This window comes from Klebsiella sp. 18074 (assembly GCF_902705905.1).
GTDB classification, from domain to species: domain Bacteria; phylum Pseudomonadota; class Gammaproteobacteria; order Enterobacterales; family Enterobacteriaceae; genus Klebsiella; species Klebsiella terrigena.
In genome coordinates this window covers 1-1,794 of record NZ_CACSIS010000078.1, presented here as the reverse complement: position 1 = coordinate 1,794, position 1,794 = coordinate 1, and the positions used below count along the sequence as shown (strand labels likewise).

Genomic DNA, 1,794 nt, shown 5'->3' with positions numbered 1-1,794 from the left:
CGAAACCGCTTTCGGCAGCACCGATTCACGGTACGCCGCATCCTGCTTGTCGAACGCGTCGGTGGACGGCATGGACACCACGCGCGCCTTCACCCCTTCCGCTGACAGCTGGTCCCACGCGGCAACCGCCAGCTCAACTTCTGAACCGGTGGCGATGAAGATCAGCTCCGGCTCCCCGGCACAATCCTTCAGCACGTAGCCGCCGCGGGCAACGTTCGCCAGCTGCTCTTCGGTACGCTCCTGCTGCGCCAGGTTCTGACGGGAGAGGATCAGTGCGGTCGGGCCGTCGTGACGCTCAACGCCGTATTTCCACGCAATCGCCGATTCCACCTGGTCACACGGACGCCATGTGCTCATGTTCGGCGTCACGCGCAGGGAAGCCACCTGCTCGACCGGCTGGTGCGTCGGGCCGTCTTCGCCCAGACCGATTGAGTCGTGGGTGTAGACCATCACCTGACGCTGTTTCATCAGCGCCGCCATACGTACCGCGTTACGCGCATATTCCACGAACATCAGGAAGGTGGAGGTGTACGGCAGGAAACCGCCGTGCAGGGAGATACCGTTGGCAATCGCGGTCATCCCGAACTCACGCACGCCGTAGTGGATGTAGTTCCCGGCGGTGTCTTCGTTAATCGCCTTCGAGCCGGACCAGATGGTCAGGTTGCTGGGCGCCAGGTCAGCCGAGCCGCCGAGGAATTCAGGCAGCAGCGGGCCGAAGGCTTCAATTGCATTCTGCGACGCTTTACGGCTGGCGATTTTCGCCGGGTTAGCCTGCAGCTTCGCAATAAACTCGTTCGCTTTCGCGTCGAAGTCTGCCGGCATCTCGCCTTTCATACGACGGGTATACTCGGCGGCTTCCTGCGGGAAGGCTTTCGCATAAGCAGCAAACTTCTCGTTCCACGCCGCTTCTTTAGCCTGACCGGCTTCTTTGGCATCCCACTGCGCGTAGATATCAGACGGGATTTCAAACGCCGGGTGTGTCCAGCCCAGGGCCTCGCGGGTCAGCGCGATTTCCGCATCACCCAGCGGTGCGCCGTGGGAGTCGTGAGTACCCTGTTTGTTCGGCGAACCGAAGCCGATGATGGTTTTGCACATCAGCAGGGACGGCTTGTCGGTCACCGCGCGCGCTTCTTCTACCGCGCGTTTGATGGCCCCGGCGTCATGGCCGTCCACGCCGCGCACCACGTGCCAGCCGTAGGCTTCGAAACGTTTAGCGGTATCGTCGGTGAACCAGCCTTCAACATGACCGTCGATGGAGATGCCGTTGTCGTCATAGAACGCCACCAGCTTGCCCAGTTTCAGGGTACCGGCCAGGGAGCACACTTCGTGAGAAATGCCTTCCATCATGCAGCCGTCGCCCATGAAGGAATAGGTGAAGTGGTCAACGATATCGTGGCCCGGACGGTTGAACTGCGCCGCCAGCGTTTTTTCGGCAATCGCCATCCCGACCGCGTTGGCAATCCCCTGGCCCAGCGGGCCGGTGGTGGTTTCAACGCCGGCGGTGTAGCCGACTTCCGGGTGGCCCGGGGTTCTGGAGTGCAGCTGACGGAAGTTTTTCAGTTCTTCAATCGGCAGATCATAACCGGTGAGATGCAGCAGGCTGTAAATCAGCATCGAGCCGTGGCCGTTGGAGAGCACGAAACGGTCGCGATCGGCCCAGGCCGGGTTGTTCGGGTTATGATTCAGGAAATCACGCCACAGGACTTCGGCAATGTCAGCCATACCCATCGGGGCACCCGGGTGGCCGGATTTGGCTTTCTGTACCGCGTCCATGCTCAGCGCACGAATAGCGTT

General features: G+C 61.2%; 1 protein-coding gene. It reads right to left on the bottom strand.

Going from position 1 to position 1,794, the window contains the following annotated elements:
* Window positions 1-1,794: transketolase (tkt, locus tag GVK32_RS28555; RefSeq protein WP_159883170.1), on the bottom strand; the 1,794-nt coding region annotated here is incomplete at both ends.